This window comes from Savagea serpentis, from assembly GCF_015351395.1.
Classification (GTDB): domain Bacteria; phylum Bacillota; class Bacilli; order Bacillales_A; family Planococcaceae; genus Savagea; species Savagea serpentis.
Genome location: NZ_JADKPV010000001.1, coordinates 395,810 through 416,676, shown reverse-complemented (window position 1 = coordinate 416,676; position 20,867 = coordinate 395,810). Strand labels below are relative to the sequence as shown.

Annotated in this window: 21 protein-coding genes and 1 other annotated feature; of the genes, 2 read left to right on the top strand and 19 right to left on the bottom strand. The window is 41.8% G+C overall.

From position 1 onward, the window contains the following. Positions 1-4 precede the first annotated feature (4 nt). The 17 genes from yqeH to cymR form a co-directional block, all read right to left on the bottom strand. The gene (yqeH, locus tag IRY55_RS02100; RefSeq protein WP_194561599.1) at positions 5-1,102 is read right to left on the bottom strand and encodes a ribosome biogenesis GTPase YqeH; all 1,098 of its coding nucleotides are present in this window, start codon (positions 1,100-1,102) and stop codon (positions 5-7) included. Continuing rightward, the gene (locus IRY55_RS02095; protein ID WP_194561598.1) at positions 1,090-1,620 is read right to left on the bottom strand and encodes a YqeG family HAD IIIA-type phosphatase; all 531 of its coding nucleotides are present in this window, start codon (positions 1,618-1,620) and stop codon (positions 1,090-1,092) included. Before IRY55_RS02095 ends, yqeH begins: the two co-directional genes overlap by 13 nt. 216 nt (positions 1,621-1,836) lie before the next feature. Then, positions 1,837-2,532 carry a 5'-methylthioadenosine/S-adenosylhomocysteine nucleosidase gene (mtnN, locus tag IRY55_RS02090; RefSeq protein ID WP_194561597.1) on the bottom strand — a complete coding sequence of 232 codons (696 nt, stop codon included), beginning with the start codon at positions 2,530-2,532 and terminating at the stop codon, positions 1,837-1,839. Positions 2,533-2,542: 10 nt separating this feature from the next. Then, positions 2,543-3,181 (bottom strand): YrrS family protein, encoded by a 639-nt coding sequence (locus tag IRY55_RS02085; RefSeq protein ID WP_194561596.1) that lies wholly within the window; start codon positions 3,179-3,181, stop codon positions 2,543-2,545. A gap of 27 nt (positions 3,182-3,208) precedes the next feature. Continuing rightward, positions 3,209-3,685: a transcription elongation factor GreA gene (gene greA / locus IRY55_RS02080; protein WP_194561595.1), complete on the bottom strand. Its 477-nt coding sequence runs from the start codon at positions 3,683-3,685 to the stop codon at positions 3,209-3,211. A 117-nt stretch (positions 3,686-3,802) separates the two neighbouring features. Further along, a complete protein-coding gene (udk, locus tag IRY55_RS02075; RefSeq protein WP_194561594.1) occupies positions 3,803-4,435 on the bottom strand; it encodes a uridine kinase in 633 nt (210 codons plus the stop codon). Beyond that, entirely contained in the window at positions 4,432-5,079 is a 648-nt protein-coding gene (locus tag IRY55_RS02070) for an O-methyltransferase (RefSeq protein ID WP_194561593.1), read from the bottom strand. Before IRY55_RS02070 ends, udk begins: the two co-directional genes overlap by 4 nt. A 6-nt stretch (positions 5,080-5,085) precedes the next feature. Then, entirely contained in the window at positions 5,086-6,213 is a 1,128-nt protein-coding gene (mltG, locus tag IRY55_RS02065) for an endolytic transglycosylase MltG (RefSeq protein WP_194561592.1), read from the bottom strand. Between the two features lie 80 nt (positions 6,214-6,293). Beyond that, entirely contained in the window at positions 6,294-6,590 is a 297-nt protein-coding gene (locus IRY55_RS02060) for a DUF1292 domain-containing protein (protein WP_194561591.1), read from the bottom strand. Positions 6,591-6,603: 13 nt separating this feature from the next. Continuing rightward, the gene (gene ruvX / locus IRY55_RS02055; RefSeq protein ID WP_194561590.1) at positions 6,604-7,020 is read right to left on the bottom strand and encodes a Holliday junction resolvase RuvX; all 417 of its coding nucleotides are present in this window, start codon (positions 7,018-7,020) and stop codon (positions 6,604-6,606) included. Then, positions 7,017-7,289, bottom strand: coding sequence for an IreB family regulatory phosphoprotein (locus IRY55_RS02050; RefSeq protein WP_194561589.1), 273 nt, complete (start codon positions 7,287-7,289; stop codon positions 7,017-7,019). The genes ruvX and IRY55_RS02050 overlap by 4 nt, the downstream gene beginning before the upstream one ends. Positions 7,290-7,363: 74 nt before the next feature. Further along, positions 7,364-9,991 (bottom strand): alanine--tRNA ligase, encoded by a 2,628-nt coding sequence (gene alaS / locus IRY55_RS02045; RefSeq protein WP_194561588.1) that lies wholly within the window; start codon positions 9,989-9,991, stop codon positions 7,364-7,366. 61 nt (positions 9,992-10,052) lie between these two features. After that, positions 10,053-10,248 (bottom strand) — a binding site (T-box leader). A 62-nt stretch (positions 10,249-10,310) separates the two neighbouring features. Further along, the gene (recD2, locus tag IRY55_RS02040; RefSeq protein ID WP_194561587.1) at positions 10,311-12,662 is read right to left on the bottom strand and encodes an SF1B family DNA helicase RecD2; all 2,352 of its coding nucleotides are present in this window, start codon (positions 12,660-12,662) and stop codon (positions 10,311-10,313) included. Between the two features lie 12 nt (positions 12,663-12,674). After that, positions 12,675-13,337: a tetratricopeptide repeat protein gene (locus IRY55_RS02035; protein ID WP_194561586.1), complete on the bottom strand. Its 663-nt coding sequence runs from the start codon at positions 13,335-13,337 to the stop codon at positions 12,675-12,677. Between the two features lie 7 nt (positions 13,338-13,344). Then, on the bottom strand, positions 13,345-14,451 hold the full coding sequence (gene mnmA / locus IRY55_RS02030) for a tRNA 2-thiouridine(34) synthase MnmA (RefSeq protein WP_213086635.1): 1,107 nt from the start codon (positions 14,449-14,451) through the stop codon (positions 13,345-13,347). Between the two features lie 5 nt (positions 14,452-14,456). Beyond that, positions 14,457-15,587 carry a cysteine desulfurase family protein gene (locus IRY55_RS02025; RefSeq protein WP_194561584.1) on the bottom strand — a complete coding sequence of 377 codons (1,131 nt, stop codon included), beginning with the start codon at positions 15,585-15,587 and terminating at the stop codon, positions 14,457-14,459. Positions 15,588-15,609: 22 nt separating this feature from the next. Further along, positions 15,610-16,029: a cysteine metabolism transcriptional regulator CymR gene (gene cymR / locus IRY55_RS02020; protein WP_194561583.1), complete on the bottom strand. Its 420-nt coding sequence runs from the start codon at positions 16,027-16,029 to the stop codon at positions 15,610-15,612. A gap of 114 nt (positions 16,030-16,143) precedes the next feature. Between cymR and IRY55_RS02015 the strand changes: the two genes are divergently transcribed. Then, positions 16,144-17,439 carry a replication-associated recombination protein A gene (locus tag IRY55_RS02015; protein ID WP_194561582.1) on the top strand — a complete coding sequence of 432 codons (1,296 nt, stop codon included), beginning with the start codon at positions 16,144-16,146 and terminating at the stop codon, positions 17,437-17,439. A 177-nt stretch (positions 17,440-17,616) separates the two neighbouring features. Further along, on the top strand, positions 17,617-19,017 hold the full coding sequence (locus tag IRY55_RS02010) for an alanine/glycine:cation symporter family protein (protein WP_194561581.1): 1,401 nt from the start codon (positions 17,617-17,619) through the stop codon (positions 19,015-19,017). Positions 19,018-19,052: 35 nt separating this feature from the next. On the opposite strand, the gene IRY55_RS02005 is transcribed toward IRY55_RS02010, so the two are convergent. After that, entirely contained in the window at positions 19,053-19,958 is a 906-nt protein-coding gene (locus IRY55_RS02005; RefSeq protein WP_194561580.1) for a chemotaxis protein, read from the bottom strand. Between the two features lie 115 nt (positions 19,959-20,073). Further along, positions 20,074-20,838, bottom strand: coding sequence for a tRNA threonylcarbamoyladenosine dehydratase (locus IRY55_RS02000; RefSeq protein ID WP_194561579.1), 765 nt, complete (start codon positions 20,836-20,838; stop codon positions 20,074-20,076). Positions 20,839-20,867: the final 29 nt, after the last annotated feature.

The following is a 20,867-nucleotide window of genomic DNA, read 5'->3' as shown; positions in this document are numbered from 1 at the left end:
CCTGTTAAATGATTGATGGACGAACGAGTACAGCAATCCCTTTCGGTGCATGTACCGATACGACAACATTGGGTTGCTGTACTGTAATCCAACCTAAACCTGAAATGACGATATCTGTCGGCTCTTTAATCGAATACTGATATTTTGTAAAAGGTGGCATCGCTTCTAACGTTTCAATAGAAGGGGGAGCCAACATCTTCCCTTTATGATTGTCATACAGTTCATCTGCATTTTCTAATTTTGTACGGTGAAGCGGGATTTGATTCGACACGTAAAATGTAAATGCATTGCGTGAGCCTTGTTCAAAGTCAAAGCGCGCAAAGCCACCGATAAAAATCGTTTGCTGTTCATTCAACTGATACACTTTTGGCTTTAGTTCTTTTTTCGGAAGCGTTAAGCTCAACTCTTTCGGATTTAAATAATGAACGATTTGATGATCATTAATTACGCCTGGTGTGTCGATCATATACTGACCGTCCGCTAACGGAATTTCAACTAAGCCTAATGTCGTCCCAGGGAAATGAGAAGTCGTAATTACTTCACCTTCTCCTGTCGCCGTTTCGATAATTTTATTAATGAATGTCGACTTTCCGACATTCGTCGTTCCGACAACATAAACGTCTTTCTGTTTGCGATGTTGTTCAATAAGTTCCATCGCTTCTTCCACGCCTTCTCCTGTATGCGCGGAAATGAGTGCGACGTCCACTGGCTTTAAACCGAGACGTTTCGCTTCTGCACGCATCCAATGAATTAAGCGATTGCGATTCACGACTTTCGGTAACACATCCACTTTGTTCGCAATGAGCAAAATTGGTTGTTTTCCGACAAATCGATGCAACCCATCAATCCAGCTTCCGTTAAAGTCGAAAATGTCGACCATTTTTACGATTAATGCATCTTTTTCACCGATTGAATGTAATATTTTCAAAAAGTCATCAGCTGTTAATGATACGGGTGCAATTTCATTATAGTTGCGTAAACGGAAGCAACGTTGGCAAATGACTTCTTCTTTTTCGAGTGAAGAAGGAGGAGCATACCCTTCTTTTTGTTTATCTTCTGTTTGAATCTCGACTCCACAGCCGATACATATTAATTGTTCCATACGAGACCTTCTTTCACTTGCAATCCTTGACGGACTAATTTCTTCATAATTTTACTTTCTACGAACCGATTAAATTTCGTCGCTTTCGCATCAGAAGTGACAATTGGTAATACGAGAATCGACTGTAATCGCGCGCGATTTGCGCCTAAAATATCCGTCATTAACTGATCACCGACACAGACGATTTCTGAATCTTTCACTTGAAGCATTTGACGTGCTTTTTTATAAGCGCCTTGCAACGGCTTATTCGCACGCGCAATATAGCGTACTCCGAGAGGCTCAGCAAAAATATTCACTCGTTCCTCATTGTTATTACTCATTAAAATGACCTGAATACCTGCGCGTTCAATCGAGCGAATCCAAGCGATGACTTCGTCTGTCGCATGCGCGCGGTTCCATTCAATTAATGTATTATCTAAATCGGTAATGACAGCTCGAATACCACGCTCTTGCAAACGTTCTGGCGTAATATCACGAAATGATTTCGTGTAAGCGGTCGGGGTAAAGCGTCGAAGCAATGAAATCCCTCTCTTTCAACAAAAGAAAAAGGGAGTTTCCTACTTGATGAGGAAGACCCTCTTTGTTGGAAACACCCTCTTCAAAATTAATTTTCGCGTACTTCAAATGCAATAATTGCTGTTAATAAAGTAGATAGTAAAAAGACACCTAACATTAATCCAAACATGACGATGACCTCCCTGTCTTCCAATACGTAATCTTATTTTACCACGAAATTAATTTAATTTCGACAAAACACGTAAAACGATTTCCGTTGAATGTTTTGCTGCTACTGGTAAAAATTCATCAAAACTAATATTCGATTCTACCCCTGCAATATCAGAAAGTGCACGGATGACGACGAACGGTGTTCCAAACTGGTAGCAAATTTGTGCAACCGCTGCCGCTTCCATCTCTGCTGCAATCATTTTCGGGAAACGAGCACGTGTTTTTTCAACGAGTGCTGGATCAGCCATAAAAGTATCTGCTGAAGCGATTAAGCCGATTGCTGACGGATGCTCTCCAATTTCCGCCACTGCTTCTTGCGCCACTTCCATTAAACGAGCATCTGATTTAAATGTTTCTGGCATTTGTGGAATTTGACCGTACACATATCCGAACACTGTTGCATCCGCATCGTGATGCGTCACTTCGTCCGAAATAACAATCGTTCCGACTGTCAGTCCTTCTCCAAAGCCACCCGCTGAACCTGTGTTAATGACAACATCTGGTGCATAACTGTTTAATAACAGTGTCGTCGCTAATGCCGCATTCACTTTTCCAATGCCGCTTTTAACGAGAACAACTTCTGTACCTTCCAATATTCCTTCAATCATTTCACAATGAGCGATTGTACAAACATTCGGGTTTTCAATTTGCGCGCGTAGAAGTTCTACTTCTTCTTCCATCGCACCAATAATACCTACTTTCATCGTTCTCCTCCTAATATTCAAAATCTAATGTCCGAAGTACTTCCAACTTAGTCGGCTTCCATCCTTTACCGTCTTCCCATTGCAAGTACACTCGATATTTATGTTTTTTATCAAAGGTCGAAACGATACCAATTGAACGTTGCTCGTCACCACCGTTTTTAATTTTCCAGAAAATTAAATCTTCAACATCAAACAACGTAGCATAAGCGATTGCTTCTTTCTTTTCATTCCAGTCAATCGACTTTCCATCATATTTAGATTCGTGATACCCCGTTTGTTTCGTACCGATCGGTTCCCATGATGTATCCACAATCGTTTCGATGACGATGGAATCTTCGTCTTGTTCTGGTTTGCTCACAATTCCAGGAGAGGTCGTTTGTTCTTCAATAGGTTGACTTGTTGATTTTGATGGTTCTTTTATTTCCTCTTCTTTTACATCAGACGGTTCATGCGTTTTTTCTGATGTCGGAATATTCGTTTCACCTTGTTGTTCAGGCGGTGCTGCTACTTGCTTGACTGGCATATCAATATTAATCAAAATGACGGTGGTAACGACAACGAGTAAAACGATACTGAAAATTAATCGATTTAATAGACGTTCTGATTTTCGTTTCCGCTGCTTAGAAGTTCGTGAATTCGGTTCATTCATGGCGATTCACCCTTTCACACATGCGTTTTATTGAACATCAACGATCACGACTTCAATCTCGCCGCCTGGTGTTTGAATTTTTACTTCTTCACCTTTTTTATGACCGATTAATGCTTTCGCGATTGGTGAGTCGTTTGAAATAAGTCCTTCTAAAGGATCTGCTTCTGCGGAACCCACAATCGTATATGTCTCTTCTTCTTCATCTGGTAACTCTTTAAATGTCACTGTTTTACCGAGACCGACTTCGTCTGTGTTTAATTCATCTTCCGTGATGATGACCGCATTGCGAATCATTGATTCAAGTGAAGAAATCTTTCCTTCTACGAACGCTTGATCTTCCTTCGCTGAGTCATACTCTGAGTTTTCCGAAAGGTCGCCGTAACTACGCGCTATTTTAATACGTTCAACGACTTCTTTACGCTTGACTGTTTTTAAAAACTCTAACTCTTCTTCTAATTTTTGTTTACCTGCTTCTGTCATTGGATATTGCTTTTCTGACGCCATAATACAATTCCTCCTAATTATATTCAGAAAAACACTATGCCGCTCCGACCAAAAAATGCGGAGGCGACATAGTGTTTCGTCCTATTCTTTTTTTTAATTATTGCCATCATAGTACAACTATGCTTCAAATTCAACAATTGTTTTTATTTTCGTGACGATGAGATCGATTGCGACATCATTTTCTCCACCTTCTGGGATAATGATATCCGCATATCGCTTCGTCGGTTCAATAAATTGATTGTGCATCGGACGAACGACCGATAAATATTGATCGATGACGGACTGCAATGTGCGGCCTCGCTCTTCCGTATCGCGCACGATTCGTCGTAAAATGCGTAAATCCGCATCGGTATCCACGAATAAATTCATATCCATCAGCTTACGTAAACGTTCGTCTTCCAAAACTAAAATTCCTTCCACGATGATGACGTCCATCGGAGAGACATGAATGACTTCTGTCGAACGTGTGTGACGTTCATAATCGTAAACAGGTTTCTCAATCGGTTGACGAGCGACTAACTTCTCAATATGTTCGATTAACAAATCATTATCAAAAGCGAGTGGGTGATCGTAATTTGTCTTCAATCTTTCTTCAAACGATAAATGAGCTTGATCTTTGTAATAATAATCTTGTTCGATGACGACGACCGAGTGTTCATGAAAAACATCCATTACTTTACGTGTGACACTCGTCTTTCCAGAACCCGATCCTCCGGCGATTCCGATGACGAGAGGTTTCATTCGTTTCATACTTCATCTTCCTTTACTTTGCGTGCGATGAGCAAACCATCTCCAATATTTAAATAAGATACTTCATATCTTGGATGATTGTACATCGTTTCAATAAATTGCTTTAAATTGCGAATCATCGTGCGATTGCGACGTGGGATATCGCTCAACGGCTGTAATACTTGCCCGTCCATCGCAATATTATCACAATATATAATACCGCCAACCTGTACATATTGCTCATATTTTTCAAAAAATCGCTCGTACTGCCCTTTTGCCGCATCAATGAACAAAACATCGAACGTTTTGTGAAGTTTTGTCGTATCCCATTGTAATGCGTCTGTGTGGTGAATCGCAATTTGTCCTTCTAACTGCGCGCTTTGAATATTTTGAACTGCTTCTTGATAGCGCACAGAATCGCGCTCAAGCGTCGTAATTTTAGCATGTGGCAATGCGAGCGCCATACGAATGGCAGAATAACCAATCGCACTCCCTAACTCCAGTATTTGTTTCGGTTGTTGTACAGTTAAAAGCGTCAATAACATATGTAAAGAGCGTTCATCCATAATCGGGATGAAATGCTCTTTCGCATACTGTTTCATATGAAGAAGAATAGGAGAATCCATTTCTGGAAATAAATAATGTTGCGTTGTTTTGGGCTCCATGTTCGATTACTCCTTCGTTCCTGTAATATATTTGTCACGATTAATTAAATGTTGTTCATACGAATCAGTGAAGTGATTATTACCGTCTTTATCTGCTAAGAAGTATAAATAATTCGTATCTGCTGGGTCAGTTACTGCTTCAATAGAAGAACGTCCAGGCGCTGCAATTGGACCTGGTGGCAATCCTTTATTTTGATACGTATTGTATGGATTTTGTACTTCTAAGTCTTTGTATAATACGCGGTCTTTATGTTCACCCAACGCATACAAAACAGTAGGGTCTGTTTGTAAAGGCATATCCGCTTCCAAACGATTGTAAAATACGCTCGCAATCGATTCTCGATCGGCTGCTGCTGTCGCTTCACGTTCTAAAAGTGAGGCGAATGTAAGAAGCCAGTGTACTGTTTTCCCTTTTGACTCCAAATAATCTAAATAAGGGGTAACATTCATCGCCGTACCTTCCATCATTGTTAGGACAATTTCTTCCACAGTAGGATTTTCCTCATAAAAAGGGTATGTCGCTGGGAATAAATATCCTTCTAGCGGTGTGCGGATTTGTTCGTTTTTCACTTCTTCCGTCACAATATTTGGATAAAGCTCCATCATGCGGTCAACGGTTTCTGGATTATTCACATAGGAAACAAACTCATCTTTTGTAATCGTTGTATTTTTCTCTACAACCTCTCCAATTTGTTCAATCGTTAGTCCTTCTGGAATCGTCATTGTAAAGACAGGTGTTCTGTACACTTTTCCAGTTTTTAAACTTTCAATCAATTCGTCTGGAGTCATCGATTTCGTCAAATTGTAAGTGCCTGCTTGAAACTGGGATTCATTATTAAATTTTGCATAGTATTTAAAAATACGTGCATCTTTAATGACACCCGCTTCTTCCAATTTTTTTGAGATGAGTGTCAAACCTGAACCGATTGGGATTTCTACTGTAATTTCAGAGTCATCTTTCGCATCATAAGCTTTCAACCCGCCTTTCACGTAAAAGAAAAGAATTGCACTAATGAGCAAACCGATACTAAGTAATGCAATCGCTGTATACGTAACAACTTTCCTTACAGTTTTCGCTTCTTTTTTACGCAATTCAAAGTTGAGTTGTTCTGTTGGCTTTTGTTGTTCTGTCATTTTTTTCACCTCATTGTAAACGATGAAAGACGGAATGTCTGCGCATTCCGCCTCTCATCGCTTGATTGCTTATTGAATGATTATTCTTCGTCTTCCTCGTCGAGAAATGCGCCGACGATTTCTTCGATCATATCCCATTCCTCATCATCTTCAATCGGCATTAAATCTCCGCCTTCTCCTTCAGAAGGGATAAATGCTGAAGCGTGAATTTCAACTTCTTCATCTTCTTCTGGTTCGCCTGTTAAAACGTGGTAAACAACGTATGAGCGATCGAATTTTTCAGGTTGTGGTGAATCGAAAGTTAAAATGATTTCACAAACGTGTTCATTTCCTTTCTCATCAATGATTGTCATTGTTTTATGTTCTCCGTGTTCCATTGCTTTCACCTCATTAGTTTTTTGAATCGAGATAGCCTTGTAAAATCATAACGGCTGCCATCTTATCGATTACTCTTTTACGCTTCGCACGACTGACATCTGCTTCAATCAGCATACGTTCTGCCGCCATTGTAGATAATCGTTCATCCCAAAGGACGACAGGTAATCCGAATTGTTCCCGCAGAAGCTCAGCATAATTCTCACTCGCTTCGCCACGCGGCCCTACCGTATTGTTCATATTTTTCGGGTAGCCGACGACAAAGCTCGATACTTCATGCTCTTTCACGAGCTCCGCTAATCGCTCAAGCCCGTACTGTTCTTTCGCTTCATCGATTTGAATCGTCTCTACGCCTTGTGCCGTCCAACCGAAGGCATCACTCACCGCGACGCCTACCGTTTTGGAACCGACATCTAACCCCATCGTTCTCAATCCATTTTGCCTCCATGCTCTTTAATGTAAAACTTCACAAGTTCTTCTATGATTTCATCACGTTCGAGCTTGCGCATTAATGTTCGAGCTTCTTCATGACGAGGTATATAAGCTGGGTCGCCTGAAAGTAAATAACCGACAATCTGGTTGATCGGGTTGTACCCACGTTCATGTAAAACATGATGAACGTGAAGCATTACTTGTTTTACTTCTTCGTCTTTTGACTCTTCTGGAAAATTAAACTTCATCGTCTGATCGAATGAATCCATAGGGAACACCCCACTTTCCAATCTTACTCATCTATATTCATCCTCATTCAAGTATACCCGATTTAGAGCTGAGGTTAAATAGATTTGACGTATTCTTGAACAGATTGTAGTGCTTCGTCTAATTTAGAAGCATCTTTCGCACCTGCCATCGCCATGTCTGGACGTCCACCACCACGACCGTCACATTGTGTTGCGACATGGTTGACAATGTCTCCCGCTTTATATGTTTTCGTCAACGGTTTTGAAACGCCCGCTGCTAACATCACTTTATCTCCACTTACTGCGCCGAAGACGACGATAATTTCATCGATTTGTTGTTTCACTTCATCGATCATTTGTCGAAGCGCACCATTATCTTTCGCATCGACTTTTGCAGCGAGCACTTTCACCCCATTTACTTCTACCGCTTGCGCCAGTAAGTCATCTAACTGTGAATTTCCTAGCTTCGCTTGAAGTGATTCGTTTTCTTTTTTCATCTCTTTTAATTGTTGTAATAAGCCTTCCACTTTTTGAACCGTATTCGTTGAGTTCGCTTTAACGAGCGCTTGTACTTGTTGTAAAAGAGCTTCTTCTGACTTCAGAAGTTCGTACGCTTGCTTTCCAGTTACCGCTTCGATTCGGCGTGTTCCTGCACCGATTCCACTTTCAGATTCTATTTTGAACAGTCCGATTTCGCTCGTACGTGCGACGTGGCAACCACCGCAAAGTTCCAAAGAATAGTCCCCGACACGCACAACGCGTACGACGTCTCCATATTTCTCTCCGAATAATGCCATCGCACCCATTTGTTTCGCTTCATCGAGTGAATATTCACCAATTTGAACCGCGATATCTTGCCAAATTTGCTCGTTTACTTTACGTTCGATTTCTGCAAGTTCTTCCGGAGTTACTTGTCCGAAGTGTGAGAAGTCAAAACGTAAACGATCTGGCCCGACATACGATCCTGCTTGGTTAACGTGTTCCCCTAGTACTTCTTTCAACGCTTTATGAAGTAGGTGCGTCGCCGTATGATTTTTAATTGTCGCTTTACGTAAGTCACGTGTGACCAATGCTGTAACCGTGTCACCTACTGCTAATGTTCCTTCGACTACTTCTACTTGGTGAAGGTTTTGACCGTTCGGCGCTTTTTGAACGTCGCGCACTGCTACTTTTCCAGTTTCCGCTTGAATCGTTCCTGCGTCCGCAATTTGTCCGCCACTCTCTGCGTAAAATGGTGTCTCAACGAGGACGAGTTGTGCTTCTCCGCTATCAATACGTTCTACACGCTCTCCATTTTGGATGATTGCTGCAACCGTCGTTTCGACTGTCAATTGATCGTATCCTGTAAATGTGCTCGTTTCCGTTAAGTGATTGAGCACTTCTGACTGAACACTCATAGAATCGACATCTTCACGTGCTGCACGTGCACGATTTCGCTGTGCTTCCATCGCTTCGTCAAAGCCAGCACGGTCTACCGCTACATTTGCTTCTTCTGCGTATTCTTCTGTCAATTCATAAGGGAAGCCGTACGTGTCATAAAGACGGAATGCATCTTTACCCGCAATCGTCGGTGTATCCATCTTTTTCGCTTCTGCAATGACATTTTCTAAAATCGCTAATCCTTCATGTAACGTTTCATGGAAGCGATCTTCTTCGTTTTTAATCACTTTTTGGATGAAGTCGCTTTTTTCCGTTACAGTCGGATAAAACTCTTCCATAATTGCGCCGACTGTCGGTACGAGCTTGTACATGAACGGATCATTCAAGCCGAGTTGTTTTGCGTAACGTACAGCACGACGTAATAAACGACGTAATACGTAGCCTCGTCCTTCGTTTGAAGGTAATGCTCCGTCACCGATTGCGAATGCGACCGTACGAATATGGTCAGCAATCACTTTAAATGCCGTTCCTTTTTCACTGTAAGTGTCGTATGTTTCGCCTGACATTTTTTCTACTTCTTGAATGATCGGCATAAATAAATCCGTTTCGAAGTTCGTCGGAACGTCTTGAATGACGGATGCCATACGCTCAAGTCCCATCCCTGTATCGATGTTTTGCTTCGGTAAAGGTGTGTATGTGCCGTCTGGGTTATGGTTAAATTCAGAAAATACTAAGTTCCAAATTTCAAGATATCGTTCGTTTTCTCCACCTGGATATAATTCTGGATCTGAAAAATCAGCGCCGTACTTTTCTCCACGGTCGTAGAAAATTTCTGAGTTCGGACCACTTGGACCTTCCCCGATATCCCAGAAGTTTCCTTCTAAACGGATGATGCGTGACGGCTCTAAACCGATTTCTTCCACCCAAATACGGTATGCTTCATCGTCCTCTGGGTGTACTGTTACGTATAAAAGTTCTGGGTCGAAACCGATCCACTGTTTATTCGTTAAGAAATCCCATGCGTATTCAATCGCTTCTTTTTTGAAATAATCGCCGATGGAGAAGTTTCCGAGCATTTCAAAGAACGTATGGTGACGCGCTGTTTTTCCGACATTTTCAATATCGTTCGTACGAATTGATTTTTGCGCATTCGTAATGCGGGGGTTATCTGGGATAACACGACCGTCAAAATATTTTTTTAATGTTGCGACACCACTATTGATCCAAAGTAATGAATCATCATCGATAGGTACGAGTGGTGCAGAAGGTTCAATCGCATGACCTTTCGATTCAAAGTAATCTAAATACATTTGTCTAATTTGTGCTGCTGTTAAACGTTTCATCGTTTCCATTTCCTCCTTAAAATTAGGCAATAAAAAAAGCCTTCTCTCCCTAATCTAATTAGTAAGGGACGAAGACATATTCGCGGTACCACCCTCATTCGTCAATCATTTGACATCTCTGAGAAGCGATAACGTAGCTAACGGCTTAAAGCAAACTCCAGAGTAGCATTCAATAGTGAGGGACGGTCATTTTTTCAGCCTGGAAATGACTCTCTAAGTCGTATCACCTATTTACTCGGCTCTTTCATCGTTTAATATTCTTTTGAATATGTAAAGTATAAGAGAAAGCGCGCTTGCTGTCAACTGCTCGCAACAAGCGCTACATGAAGTCATAAGGGGATATATTTTCCATCCCAATCATCGGATCAATCGACATGATTGTTTCTTCAGAAAGGACGAGTGGCGTATCGCCAACATCTTCGTACACTTCATCGGTTAGGCGCTCTTTCAATGTCGTCTGCCTTTGCATCGTGCCGATTTTATGCATCCCTTCTAGCCAAATATCTTCTTCCCCAACTAAAATTAAAAATTGTTTCGCTCGTGTAATCCCCGTATAAATTAAGTTTTTTTGCAACATGTTGCGAAAGCTTCGAACGAGTGGCATAATGACGAGCGGAAATTCGCTCCCTTGCGCTTTATGGATGGAGCAACAGTAAGCGAGGGTCAATTGGTTTAAATCTTGCTTCTCATACGTCACTTCAATCGCATCGAATGCGACGACGACAACGTCTTTTTTCTCTGTCGTCTCTTTCGCATAAAAAATCGCGACGACTTCCCCGATATCACCGTTAAACACATTCGACTCTGGTTGGTTGACGAGCTGTAACACTTTATCGCCAACTCGGTAATGGGTATCCCCGTATACAATTTCTCGCTTCTTGTCATTGAGAGGATTTAACTTCTCTTGAATGCGCTTGTTGAGAGCGTCGATGCCGACATCACCTCGGTACATCGGAGCGAGCACTTGAATGTCGTGGATGGAAAAGCCTTTTTCAACTGCATTCACAATCACTTGTTCGACAGCATCTGCCGCTTGAGCTCCGCGCGCTCGAATGAACGACCGATCGCTACGTTTCATCGTTAAAGAGGAAATCGGTGCGCTCATTTTCATTTGGTGTGCAAGTTCGATAATGCTCGAATCACCACTTTGGCGAAACACTTGTTGCAACTCGATAACCGGAATCGTCTTCGAACGAATAAAATCGGTTAACACTTGCCCCGGACCGACAGAAGGAAGTTGGTCTTGGTCTCCGACGAAAATAATTTGAGCATCTTTCGGAATGGCTTTTAACAATTGGTAAGCGAGCCAGTTATCGACCATCGACATTTCATCGATAATGATCAACTCGCCCGCAATACCGTCTGAATCAAACTCCTCCTCATTATCTTGGCTCGTAAATCCGAGCAAACGATGAATCGTCATCGCAGGAAGCCCTGTCGATTCACTCATCCGCTTCGCCGCTCGACCTGTAGGAGCTGCTAAAACAATCGGAAAATCACGACTTTCATACGCATAATGTTTCGGATCTAACGAATACCCGTGCAATTTAGCGAACGTCTCTACAATTCCTCGAATCACGGTCGTCTTCCCTGTCCCTGGTCCTCCCGTTAAAATCATCATCGGTGACGTAAGTGCACATTGAATCGCTTCTACTTGAGACGGTGCATATGACACGTCAAATTCTTCTTCCACTTCCCCAATCGCTTGGAAAATCTCACTCGCGGGGAAATCTTCGAGCGCTGGGCGTTCCAAATGCCTTTGAATGACGGTCGCAATCCCTACTTCACTCGCATGTAAACTCGGCAAATATAACTTGTCGCGCTCTACAATTAATTTCCCAGACTTTCCGAGTTCAACGACCGCTTCTGCTAACGCGTCATATTCAATGGACACCGAACTGAGTGGTTGGAGAAGTTGCATCGCTTCTGTGAGCACTTGTTCCGTCGTCACGTACACATGCCCTTCTCCGAGTGAAGCTCGCTCTACAATGACGACGACCGCTGCTTGATAGCGAGCGGGACTCGTTTCTTCAATGCCAATACGTCGCCCGAGCTCATCTGCACGTTGAAAACCAATCCCTTGTACATCGAGCACGAGTTGATATGGGTTTTCTCGAATTTTTTCCAACGTTTCTTCTCGGTACGTATTGTATATTTTCATCGCAAGTTGTGGCCCGAATCCCCATTCGTTCAATTGAATGATCGTCTTCTCTAAGCCAAGATGCTCCGTCAACACCGTTTGTAACGTTTCTTTCCGCTCTTTGCTCAAGCCAGGAATACCGTCTAAACAAGAAGGGTCTTGCACAATTTTTTGAATGGCATCTTCTCCGAGCGCATCGACGACATTTTCTGCTGTCTTTTTCCCAATCCCTGGAAATAAATCGCTCGATAAATAATGAATGACACCCGTTTTCGTCGACGGCATTTCTTTCGCAAATTGCGTCACATTAAATTGACGTCCGTACGTCGGATGATTGACAAATGTCCCTGTAAACCGGTAATCATCTTCAGGAGAAAGTTTCGGAAAATGACCTTTCATAACAATTTCTTTCTCTTTATAATCGGTATTCGTTTCACGCTGTTTCACTTTTACAATTGAAAATAAATTCGTCTCGTTATGGAAAATTGTAACGACAGCTCGTCCGATAAAATAAAGGGGTTCATTTTCCATCTGCCTTCCTCCTTACTGTTGTTCTCCTACTTCAATCATGTCATAAATGTAACGCGCTTGCATATGGTCCGGTTCGATTGTATACGCACGCTTTAAATGATGTTTTGCCGATGCTTTATCGTCTGTCGATACTGCATAAACCATTCCTAAATTGTAATGCGCATCTGCATGATTTTCATTTAATTTCAATACGTGATGAAATACTTTTTGTGCTTCTTCAAACAGCTCTAGCTTCGACAAAATGATTCCGTACGTCACTTGAATTTGCTCGTCTTTCACATTGAGCTCAGCTGCTCTTTGTACGTATGGAAGTGCTAACTTATCGTTACCAAGCTGTTCAAAACATTTCCCTAGCATGTAATACGCATCTGCACCTGTCATTTCGTACTGAATCGCTTTTTCATATAACTTCGCCGCTTCTTCAAAGCGTTCTACATTGTAATACAAATTCGCTAAGCTATAATACGCTGTCGCTGCTTTTTCATCGAGCGCAATCGCTTGTTGAAAAAATTGCTCTGCTTTTTCAATGTCATTCACTGCCGCAAAAACGTTCCCGATATTAATATAGGCAACCGCATCTTCTGGGCTCGTTTCGATCGCTTTCATAAAGGCTTCGATCGCTTCTTCATGGCGCTCTTCTTGTAAAGCGCGAATTCCTTGTTCGTTATAGTTCATGTTTATATCACCCTACGTAAGTCAATTTTTGTCCATCTTTATACACTTCATCGATCGTTCCGCCGCCGAGACATTCCATCTCATCGTAAAAAACGACCGCTTGCCCTGGCGTAATCGCGCGAACAGGCGCTGCAAATGTTACGAGCGCTTCACCGTTCGGAAGTCTTTGCACCGTCACTTTCGTATCGGGTTGACGGTAGCGGAATTTCGCTGTACATTCAAATGTTTCAGGTAGCTCTTTCGGCGTCATCCAGTTGACGAGATTCGCTTTTAACGCATCAGAGTAAAGGGCATTGTGGTGGAATCCTTGTCCGACGAGCAGTACATTGCGCTCTAAATCTTTACCTAAGACGAACCAAGGATCACCTGCTCCGCCGATTCCGAGACCGTGACGTTGACCGATCGTGTAATACATCAATCCGTCATGTCGTCCCATCACTTCGCCGTCCATCGTTTCCATATTGCCTGGTTGAGCAGGTAAAAATTCACTTAAAAATTGTTTGAAATCGCGCTCTCCGATAAAACAAATTCCCGTCGAATCTTTTTTCTTCGCTGTCGCAAGTCCTTCACGTTCCGCAATTTCGCGCACCTCACTTTTTTGCAAATGCCCGAGTGGGAACAATGTTTTCTCTAATTGCGCTTGCGTTAATTGATTTAAGAAATACGTTTGATCTTTGTTCGTATCGACTCCTCGAAGCATACGCACACCTTCTTCTGTCCGTTCGACTTGCGCATAATGGCCCATCGCGACGAAATCCGCATCTAAACTCATCGCATAATCAAGAAATGCCTTGAATTTAATTTCTTTATTACACATGACGTCTGGGTTTGGCGTACGTCCTTTTTTATATTCTTCTAAAAAGTATTCAAAAACATTATCCCAATATTCTTTTTCAAAATTAACCGTATAATATGGAATACCGACTTGCTCGGCTACTTTTACAACATCTTCATAATCTTCTGCCGCGGAACAAAAACCGCTATCGTCTGAATCGTCCCAGTTTTTCATAAAGACGCCGATCACTTCATATCCTTGTTCTAATAATAAATGAGCCGCGACCGATGAATCAACACCGCCACTCATTCCTAATACTACTCGTTGTTTTTTTGTCATTGTATTCACTCTTTCCCTCGTTGAAATGTTTCGACGACACGTCCGATAATTTGCGCGGATGCTGTCGCTTCTTCCAACGTCGTTTCTTCCCCAAAACTAATGCGGACACTGCTATTTGCTCGTTCACCTTCTCCAAACATCGCAACGAGTACGTGCGAAGCTTCTACCGCTCCTGCCGTACATGCCGAACCACTTGAAATCGCAACACCTTCTAAATCGAGACGTGCGAGCAGATGGTCAACTGTAATATGCGGAAAATATATATTGACAATATGAGCTAATCTCTGTTCTGGACTATTCATCTCATATTGAATCGGGCACTTTGCTAATTCATTTAAAAATCGCTCTGTTACATCATTCATTTTGTCCTGATCGAAATGATGCAAACTCCGGACAGCCTCAGCGAAAGCAGCGATTGCCGGAATATTTTCCGTACCGCCACGCAGTTTTCGTTCTTGATTGCCCCCTACTTGATGAGCCATTAAAGGAAGTTCACTTCTCACATATAGAAAACCGATTCCTTTAGGTCCACCAATTTTATGAGCAGATGCTGTTAACGCGTCAATATGCATCTCTTCGACATCAATTTTCACCGTACCATATGCTTGTACAGCATCGGTATGAAATGGAATATCTCGCTCCTTTAACAACTGTCCGATTTCGCTGATTGGTTGCATGGAACCGACTTCGTTATTCCCGAACATAATTGAAACGAAAATCGTATCCTCTTGCAATGCTCGTTCTACATCTTCTAATTGGACAAACCCTGAAGTGTCGACAGGTAAATACGTAATAGCAAATCCTTCTTCTTCTAATTGCTTCATCGGTTGTAAAATGGCTTGATGCTCAATTTCGGTCGTAATGATATGACAGCCTTTTGAGCGGAGTGCTTTCGCCAACCCAAATACCGCTAAGTTATCCGCTTCCGTTCCACCCGAAGTGAAAATAATTTCATTTGGACGTGCCCCTATTTTGCGAGCGATTTCTTTTCTCGCTTCATTTAATACACGTTTCGCTTCACGTCCATAACTATGCAAACTGGACGCATTCCCAATTACCATTTCTGCTGTATGCATATACGCTTCCATCACTTCTCGCTTCATCGGGGTCGTCGCAGCATAGTCTAAATAAATCATTGAAACTCCTTCTCTCCTTTAATTAAATGTAAAACATATATCCTTCATCTACTTGTGGCTCTTCTTCTAATAATAAGTCCGCAATCGTTGTCGTATCGAGTACGTGTCGTATGGCTTCGCTCATCTCATGCCACAATTTTTTTTGCTCTACTTTGCCGTCTTCAATTCCTTCGACGACTTGAATGGGACCTTCTAATAATCGGATGACATCTCCTGCTGTAATCGTTTCTGGATCACGCGCTAATTTATATCCCCCATATGCACCTCGCACACTTTTGACGAGTCCACTGTTACGCAGTGGTGGCACGAGTTGCTCTAAATATGCTTCCGATAAATCGTACGTCGCTGCAATTTGACGCAGCGGGATGGGACCTTTTCCATAATGGCGTCCGAGTTCGACAACGACCGTCAAACCGTAACGCCCTCTCGTTGAAATTTTCATAAGTTATCTGTCCTTTTCTCAAATTGCTTCAAATAGTATAGCATAATTGATATGCTTGTTGTTTCTTCATGGCTCGATTTTTCATGTATACTTACAATACAAGGAGGAATGCATATGAGTTACGGACAACCTCTCGCATACCGGATGCGTCCGAGATCATTAGAGGACCTCGTCGGACAGCAACATATTATCGGAGAAGATCAAGCATTGTATCAACTCATTCAAAAAGGACATGTGCCATCGATGTTACTCTACGGCCCTCCCGGTGTCGGGAAAACGTCGTTCGCTAATGCGATTGCTCAATCGACAAAACTACCTTTTTACAGCTTAAATGCGACGACTTCTGGAAAAAAAGATATCGAACAGATGATTGCGAACGCTCGAATGGAAGGTTCGATTATTTTATTTTTAGATGAAATTCATCGCTTTAATAAATTGCAACAAGATACATTGCTTCCACACGTGGAGAACGGATCGATCATTTTAATCGGGGCGACGACAGAAAACCCATTCCATGACGTCAATCCTGCTATTCGTTCTCGCATGGGTGAAATTAAACAATTAAAACGGCTCACGGCAGAAGATTTATTCACTTTACTCAATCGCGCTTTACACGATGAAGAACGCGGCTTAGGAAAACAAAGGATTCATATTACAAAAGAGCAGTTGCAGCGAATTGCAGAAAGTGTCAATGGCGATGCAAGAAAAGCCTTGACACTATTAGAATCTGCTGTGCGTGCAAGCGACGAAGATGAGGAAGGTACGATTACTGTCGAAGATTCGCTTCTTGATTCGCTCATCGGACGAATCGGCGTATTTGGCGATAAAAAAGGGAGTCATTTTTACAATTTACTCTCCGCTTTACAAAAATCAGTACGGGGAAGCGATGTTGACGCTGCCCTTTATTACTTAGCCCATTTGCTAGAAAACGGTGACCTGATTGCCGTCAATCGTCGGTTGCTCGTTATGGCCTACGAAGATATCGGGCTCGCAAATCCTGACGTCGGACCCCACGTGCTCGCCGCAACAGAGGCAGCGATTCGTCTCGGCCTTCCGGAAGGACGGATTCCACTCGCTCAAGCCGTCGTTGAAATGTGTCTTGCGGAAAAATCAAACTCAGCATATCAATCACTCGACCGAGCGATTGCAGCAATTCACGACGGGAAAACAGGAGATATTCCGGATCATTTAAAAGATACACATTACGTTGGAGCGACAGAACTCGGACATGGTGGTTATCAGTACCCTCATGATACAACAATCGGAACATTTGGCGGATGGGTCAATCAACAATATTTGCCCGATGAATTGAAAAACAGTCAATTTTACCGCCCGATTGATGCAGGTAAAGAAGTTCGGCTAAATAAAATTTATCAATATTTACAACAATTAAAAAATAAATCAAACTAAAATTTAATCAATGTACAGCGCATTCACTTGTATGGACTGATGTCCATACAATTTTTTTGTTGATAATTCTGAATTATTATTTTTAAAACATTTTGTGAACTTTTTGTTTTCAATCACTATCTTTTAGGGTATAACTAGTAAATCATCATCTTTTATAAAAGAAGGGAAGTAACGTAAATGGCATTTTTAAATTGGTTGACAGGTCCAGTGAATAACTTCATTTGGACATACGTATTAATTGGCGCTTTACTCATACTTGGTCTTTATTTTACAATTCGTACGAAATTCGTACAAGTACGCCTATTCGGCGAAATGTTCCGACTCATCATCGAAAAGAAAGACCATCATAGTGACGGGGTTTCCCCTTTCCAAGCCTTTACGATTAGTGCCGCATCACGTGTCGGTACAGGAAACGTTGCAGGGGTCGCACTGGCAATTGGAATTGGTGGACCAGGTGCTGTCTTCTGGATGTGGATCATCGCTTTAATCGGGATGGCGACTGCTTTTATTGAAAGTACGCTCGCACAAGTATATAAAGTGAAAGACGGCAGTGCGTTTCGCGGAGGACCTGCTTATTATATGGAAAAAGCACTCGGATGGCGTAAGCTCGGCATTGTTTTCGCGATTTTACTCACATTGGCATTCGGTTTTATTTTCAATGCTGTGCAAGCGAATACAATTAGCCAATCGTTCCATAGTGTATTCAACATTCCAACATGGACAGTAGGAATTGCTCTCGTTCTCCTCACAGCGATTATCATTTTCGGTGGCGTTCATCGCATCGTACAAGTGACACAGTTTATCGTACCGATTATGGCAACATTTTATATCGGTATCGCTCTATTCATCGTTGTGATCAACTTTACAGAAGTACCAAACATGTTTAAATTAATCGTAACACATGCATTCGGTATTGAACAAATAGCTGGTGGTGGAATCGGAGCTGCCTTAATGCAAGGGGTTCGTCGTGGTTTATTCTCAAACGAAGCAGGTATGGGTAGTGTGCCGAACGCCGCTGCTACAGCGAGCGTATCACACCCTGCGAAACAAGGGCTCGTTCAAAGTTTAGGTGTATTTTTCGATACGATTGTCGTCTGTAGTGCGACAGCCTTCATCATTTTACTCTCTGGTTTATACGTAGATGCAGGAGATGACGGTATTTTATTAACACAAGCGGCAATGGAAATGCAAGTCGGTACATGGGCTCCTTATTTCGTTGCGATCGCAATTATGTTCTTTGCTTTCAGTTCGGTCATCGGAAACTACTATTATGGTGAAACGAATATCGAATTTATTAACGCTCATAAAAGCTGGATGACGGCATATCGTGTAGCCGTACTCGGTATGGTCATGTTCGGCGCACTCGCGAAAGTAGCGCTCGTTTGGGATTTAGCTGATTTATTTATGGGAATGATGGCTATTATTAACTTACTCGTCATAGCTATTTTAGGAAAAATTGCATTCCGTGTGTTAGATGACTTTACTGCTCAACGAAAACAAGGAAAAAACCCTGTCTTCCACGCAAGTTCAATTCCTGGATTAAAAGGAGCAGAATGTTGGGAAGATAAAAATAATTAATGATAAAAAAGAAGCCCCTAAAGGAGCTTCTTTTTTTATAAAATGTATTGATCGATTTTTAAAACGAGTTCTGCAATTTCAGGCTTACTCACTTGATCGTCCGCCCCAACGCTTTCCCCTTTATGTTTTAAATCATCTGTGATTAATGAAGAGAAAATAATGACAGGTAACGACGCTAATCCTTTATTTTCACGAATTCTTTTCGTAAAATGATGGCCATCCATTTGTGGCATTTCGATATCTGTTATGACGAGTTGCACTACTTCAGTAATATCTGCCGTTTGATTAAGCATCGATTCTAAATAGTATAGTGCATCTTTGCCATTCTCGAAAAATTCTAAATTGTAGTAACCTGCTTCATTTAAAGTATCATGCAATAATTTGCGAAGTAATGGAGAGTCTTCAGCAATGACGATACGTTTTGACGAACGGCTACGCTGTCCTAATTTTTTCACTGCATCGACGTGAATCCCAGTCGACGGGTTAATGTCTAAAATGATTTTCTCGAAATCTAGGAGTAGTAACATTTCATTATTGCGTTTAATCACTCCAATTACTTGAGAGTTCGATTCTGAATAAATATCAGATGGCTTTTCGATTTGATCCCATGAAATGCGGTGAATTTGTGTCACATCATGCACGTGGAAAACAACATGTTGTTTATTAAATGCTGCCACGATGTATTTCCCTTGATCGCTATCGAATGTTTGTTGGAGTCCCATGACTTTTTCCATATTGATCACTGGAAGCACTTCCCCGCGCAGTTGAATAATTCCTTCAATGGATGGATGCGCATGTGGAATTGGTGTTACTTTCATTGGCAAAATAATTTCTTTTACTTTAATGACATTAATTCCGTAGCGATTTAATCCCATTTCGAACTCAATGATTTCTAACTCATTAGTACCACTCTCTAATAAAATTCCATGATCGTTTGACATAGTTTTCCATCCTCTCAATTGTAACGATATTATATCTATTCGTATCGTTTAAACTGTACGTTGCATTATGTAATAATACCTATTGTAACAACGTTTTCTTTGAGTGACAAGCTTTCTATTGTCCATTCACCCGTTTGATTTCGATATGTTTGATAATTTCACGAACGACCCAGCTTGCACAGATGAGTCCAGCGACAGATGGAACGAAAGCATTAGATGAAGGGGGCAATTGAGCCTTTCGGATGTCGGATTGTTCATTTCCAACCGTTTTTACAACATCTGCACGTTGAATAATCGGACTTTCATCGCTGAACACGACCGTCAATCCTTTATGAATGCCACGCTTTCTTAATCGAGTACGAACGATTTTCGCTAATGGATCGGTATGTGTTTTAGAGATGTCCGCAATTTCAAAACGAGTAGGATCTAATTTATTCGCAGCTCCCATACTTGAAATAATCGGAATTCCTCGTTCGATGCATTGCTCCGCGATATGAATCTTATATTGCAACGTATCAGAAGCGTCAATGACATAATCGGGTTCATGCGCTAAAATATGTTCATAATTTTCTTCCGTATAAAATTCATGAATGGAAACAACTTCACACTGCGGATTAACATCATGAATACGTTCTTCCATCACTTCTACTTTACTCCGTCCAACCGTCGATAAGGTGGCGACAAGTTGGCGATTCACATTCGTAATATCAACGTCGTCTTTATCCACTAAAATAAGTTTACCTACTCCACTTCTTGCACATGCTTCCGCTGCAAATGAGCCGACACCTCCAATCCCTAAAATGAGAACTGATGCCTCTTTCAAAGCTTCTAATCCTTCTCTTCCAAATGCGAGTTCATTGCGTGAAAATTGATGTAACATCGTGCCACTCCTTCTTTTCAACTAAATAA